The organism is Streptomyces sp. SID14436 (genome assembly GCF_010548465.1).
GTDB lineage: Bacteria > Actinomycetota > Actinomycetes > Streptomycetales > Streptomycetaceae > Streptomyces.
In genome coordinates, this window is record NZ_JAAGMD010000588.1 from 1 (window position 1) to 4,672 (window position 4,672).

Annotated in this window: 3 protein-coding genes and 3 pseudogenes; 5 read left to right on the plus strand and 1 reads right to left on the minus strand. The window is 71.6% G+C overall.

The genetic code is table 11. The features are described from left to right. The 5 genes and pseudogenes from G3I53_RS34030 to G3I53_RS20935 form a co-directional block, all read left to right on the plus strand. Positions 1-676 (plus strand): annotated as a pseudogene (locus G3I53_RS34030) (IS5 family transposase); the annotation flags it as partial. A 15-nt stretch (positions 677-691) separates the two neighbouring features. Then, positions 692-856, plus strand: a pseudogene (locus G3I53_RS34035) (zinc ribbon domain-containing protein); the annotation flags it as partial. A gap of 18 nt (positions 857-874) precedes the next feature. Next, positions 875-1,020, plus strand: a pseudogene (locus G3I53_RS34040) (lipid-transfer protein); the annotation flags it as partial. A 168-nt stretch (positions 1,021-1,188) separates the two neighbouring features. Beyond that, on the plus strand, positions 1,189-1,749 hold the full coding sequence (locus G3I53_RS20930) for a SigE family RNA polymerase sigma factor (protein ID WP_164334684.1): 561 nt from the start codon (positions 1,189-1,191) through the stop codon (positions 1,747-1,749). Between the two features lie 135 nt (positions 1,750-1,884). Further along, complete coding sequence (locus G3I53_RS20935; RefSeq protein ID WP_164334685.1) at positions 1,885-3,528, plus strand: long-chain fatty acid--CoA ligase; 1,644 nt, start codon at positions 1,885-1,887, stop codon at positions 3,526-3,528. Between the two features lie 227 nt (positions 3,529-3,755). On the opposite strand, the gene G3I53_RS20940 is transcribed toward G3I53_RS20935, so the two are convergent. Then, positions 3,756-4,672, minus strand: a 917-nt coding sequence (locus G3I53_RS20940; RefSeq protein ID WP_164438646.1) for a response regulator, incomplete at its 5' end; no start/stop codon positions are given.

Genomic DNA, 4,672 nt, shown 5'->3' on the forward strand with positions numbered 1-4,672 from the left:
TCGTCCTGCACACCGGCATCCAGTGGGAGTACCTACCCCAGGAGCTCGGCTTCGGCTCAGGCATGACGTGCTGGCGGCGGCTGGCCGCTTGGAACGAGGCCGGCGTGTGGGACCGCCTTCACGTCATCCTGCTGCAGAAGTTGCGGGCTGCGAAGCAGCTCGACTGGTCTCGGGCGGTGATCGACTCCAGCCATGTGCGGGCCGCTCGACGAGGCCCAAAAGCGGACCCAGCCCGGTCGACCGTGCGCGTCCGGGCAGCAAGCACCACGTCCTCGTCGACGGTCAGGGCGTCCCGCTCGCGGTGTCGCTGACCGGCGGCAACCGTAACGACGTCACGCAACTGCTGCCCCTCCTCGCCAAGGTCCCGTCCGTTGCGGGCCTGGTCGGGCGGCCGCGTCGGCGGCCCGACATGGTGCTCGGCGACCGTGGCTACGACCACGACAAGTACCGTCGGCTCGTGTGGGCTTTGGGCATCAAGCCGGTGATCGCCCGCCGCGGCACCCCTCATGGTTCGGGGCTCGGAGTGCACCGGTGGGTCGTCGAACGCACCATCGCCTGGCTGCACGGCTTCCGGCGCCTACGCGTCCGCTGGGAACGGCGCGACGACATCCACGAAGCCTTCCTCGGCCTCGCGACCTGCCTGATCACCCACCGGCACGTCCAACGCCTTTGTTAGGACCTCTAAGAGGGAGTGGCCCGGCACCGGCTCCTGATACAGCGCTGCACGGAGTGCGGCACCCTGCGATTCCCCTGGCTTCCGGGCTGCAACGCGTGCGGTTCCCGGGCCTGGACGACCGTGGAGGCCACCGGCGAGGGCACCGTCCACTCCTACGTCGTCATGCACCACCCGCCCTTCCCGGCCTTCGACCCGCCCTACGTCGTCGGTCTCATCCAGCTCGCGGAGGGGTGCGCCAGATACGGGGGACGGCGGCGAACCAGATACCCGGTGCCGAACGGGTGCTGGTCACGGCCGGTACGGGCGTGCCGACCTCGGGGCCCGTCCTGACCGGCGACCGCTGACCGCAGCCCGTCGACGGCGCGTCCCCTGAGGGGTGAACCCTCAGGGACCCTGCTCGCCACGTCCACCTTCAGGAGGTGAGGCAGGCCCTACCCATACAACCTGAGGGGGACGCGGCTTCGGGACCTGCGGGCGATCCGCGGGACGGCCTCCGCTCATAGCGTTGAGCCATGACCACACCCGTCTGCACCCGCGCTTCGAACGCCGCTGCTCCACCGTCGCAGACTCTCGTGTACCCGTCGTTCTCGTCGTACATGAGGGCCCGCCAGCCGGTGCTTCTGCGGACCGCCCGATCGCTGACCGGCAATCCGAGCGACGCGGAGGACCTGCTGCAGACCGCGCTCGCCAAGACGTACGTGGCGTGGGAGCGGATCGAGGACCACCGTGCGCTCGACGGCTATGTGCGCAGAGCCCTGCTGAACACCCGGACGTCGCAGTGGCGCAAGCGCAAGGTCGACGAGTTCGCCTGCGACGAGCTGCCCGAGCCGGACCCGGTGTCCGGCGGCGACGACCCCGCCGAGCGGCAGGCGCTGCGCGACGCCATGTGGCGGGCGATCATGCGGCTGCCGGCCCGGCAGCGCGCGATGGTCGTCCTGCGGTACTACGAGGACCTCAGCGAGGTGCAGACGGCCGAGGTCCTGGGTGTGTCGGTGGGCACGGTGAAGTCGGCCGTCTCGCGGGCGCTCGGGAAGCTGCGTGATGACCCTGACCTGGGGCTTGTTCGCTTCTGAGGTGAATTGTCGCCTGCTGTGGTGTGATCGATCACCGCTCGCCTAGTGACATACCGCGTGGTATGTGCGCAGAATCAGCGCAACTCTTACCCGCGCGTAGGCAATGTCGCCCAGGAGGACTCCGTGCTGAGCACCATGCAGGACGTACCGCTGCTGATCTCGAGGATCCTGGCCCATGGATCGACGATCCACGGCACATCGCAGGTCATCACCTGGACGGGTGAGGGCGATCCGCAGCGCCGCTCCTACGCGGAGATCGGCGCCCGTGCGGCCCAGCTGGCCCACGCCCTGCGCGACGATCTCGGGGTCACCGGCGACGAACGCGTGGCGACCCTCATGTGGAACAACGCGGAGCACGTGGAGGCGTACTTCGCGATCCCGTCGATGGGTGCCGTGCTCCACACGCTCAACCTCCGCCTCCCGGCCGAGCAGCTCGCCTGGATCGTCAACCACGCCGCGGACCGGGTGGTCCTGGTCAACGGTTCGCTGATCCCGCTCCTCGCGCCGCTGCTGCCGCACCTGAAGACCGTCGAGCACGTCGTCGTCACCGGCCCCGGGGACCGGGCCGCGCTGGCGGACGCCTCCGTCCAGGTGCACGAGTACGACGACCTGATCGCCGGGAAGCCCACCGTCTACGACTGGCCCGAGCTCGACGAGCGTGCCGCCGCGGCCATGTGCTACACCTCCGGCACGACCGGCGACCCCAAGGGCGTGGTGTACAGCCACCGTTCGATCTACCTGCACTCCATGCAGGTCAACATGGCGCAGTCGATGGGCCTGACCGACGAGGACACCTCGCTCGTCGTCGTCCCCCAGTTCCACGTGAACGCCTGGGGCCTGCCGCACGCCACCTTCATGACCGGCGTCAACATGCTGATGCCGGACCGCTTCCTGCAGCCCGCACCGCTCGCCCAGATGATCGAGAGCGTGCGGCCGACGCACGCCGCCGCCGTGCCCACCATCTGGCAGGGCCTGCTCGCCGAGCTGACCGCCAACCCCCGGGACGTGTCCGCCCTCACCCAGGTCACCATCGGCGGCTCCGCCTGCCCGCCCTCCCTGATGGAGGCGTTCGACCAGCTGGGCATGCGGGTCTGCCACGCCTGGGGCATGACGGAGACGTCCCCGCTCGGCACGGTCGCCCGCCCGCCGGCGCACGCCGTGGGCACGGACGAGGAGTTCGCCTACCGGCTGACCCAGGGCCGCTTCCCGGCCGGTGTCGAGGCCCGTCTCACCGGCCCCGGTGGCGAGCGGCTCCCCTGGGACGGCGAGTCCGCGGGTGAGCTGGAAGTCCGCGGCCCGTGGATCGCCGGCGCCTACTACAACGGCCCCGGCGAGGAACCGCTGCGCCCCGCCGACAAGTTCAGCGAGGACGGCTGGCTCAAGACCGGCGACGTCGGCATCATCAGCCCCGACGGCTTCCTCACCCTGACCGACCGGGCCAAGGACGTCATCAAGTCCGGCGGCGAGTGGATCTCCTCCGTGGAGCTCGAGAACGCCCTGATGGCCCACCCGGACGTGGCCGAGGCCGCCGTGGTCGCCGTGCCGGACGACAAGTGGGGCGAGCGGCCCCTGGCCACCGTCGTCCTGAGGGAAGGTTCCACCGCCGACTTCACCACCCTGCGCGCCTTCCTCCAGGAGGAGCGCGGGATCGCCAAGTGGCAGCTCCCGGAGCGCTGGACGGTGATCGAGGCGGTGCCGAAGACGAGCGTCGGCAAGTTCGACAAGAAGGTGCTGCGCAGGCAGTACGCCGACGGCTCGCTGGACGTCACCCAGATCTGAAACGGCTCAGACGCGGCCCCGTCCCTCAGGATCACCAGGGGGACGGGGGCGGCTGCGGGACGCGCCGGGCAGGGCGGGACCGGGAAACCGGCCGCCCCGCCCGGCGCGTCCGCGTCCGCTGTTTCACGCCTCGCCCCCCGGGACGTGCGGGACCGTGGGAGTCCTGCCCCGCCCCGCACCGCCCACGGCCTGCGAACCGCATGACGGCCCGCAGGCCCGCCCCGGTGTCAGTTGGTGCCGATCCGGGCGAGCAGGTCGACGATGCGGTCCTGGACCTCGGCGCTCGTGGAGCGTTCCGCGAGGAACAGCACGGTCTCGCCGGAGGCCAGCCGCGGCAGGTCCGTCTGTTCCACGGCGGCCGTGTAGACGACGAGCGGGGTGCGGGTGAGCTGGCCGTTCGCGCGCAGCCAGTCCACGATGCCCGCCTGGCGCCGGTGCACCTGCATCAGGTCCATCACCACCAGGTTGGGCCGGAACTGCCCCGCCAGCGCCACCGCGTCCGCGTCGCTCGCGGCCCGCGCGACCTGCATCCCGCGCCGTTCGAGCGTGCCGGTCAGGGCCAGCGCGATCTCCGCGTGCTCCTCGACCAGCAGCACGCGCGGCGGGTGCTGCTCGCTGTCGCGCGGAGCGAGCGCCTTCAGCAGCACGGCGGGGTCGGCACCGTAGGCGGCGTCGCGCGACGCCTGCCCGAGTCCGGCGGTGACGAGGACGGGCACCTCGGCCGCCACGGCCGCCTGCCGCAGCGACTGCAGTGCCGTACGCGTGATCGGCCCGGTCAGCGGGTCCACGAACAGGGCCGCCGGGAAGGCCGCGATCTGCGCGTCGACCTCCTCTCGGGAGTTCACGATCACGGGCCGGTAGCCGCGGTCGCTCAACGCCTGCTGGGTCGAGACGTCGGGCGCCGGCCACACCAGCAGCCGGCGCGGGTTGTCCAGCGGCTCCGGCGGCATCTCGTCGTCCATGGGCTGCGGCCGGGGCGGGTCGGCCACCTCGACCGCTCCGCCGGGACCGTCCAGCGGCTCCGGTCCCTCGGCGGCGTCCGCGTCCGGTGCGCCTATCGCGTACGAGCGCCCCGCGCCCTCCGCCGCCGGCGCGAGCCGTGACTGGCCCGCCATCGAGTGCTGCGGCTGCGGCTGCGCCTGCT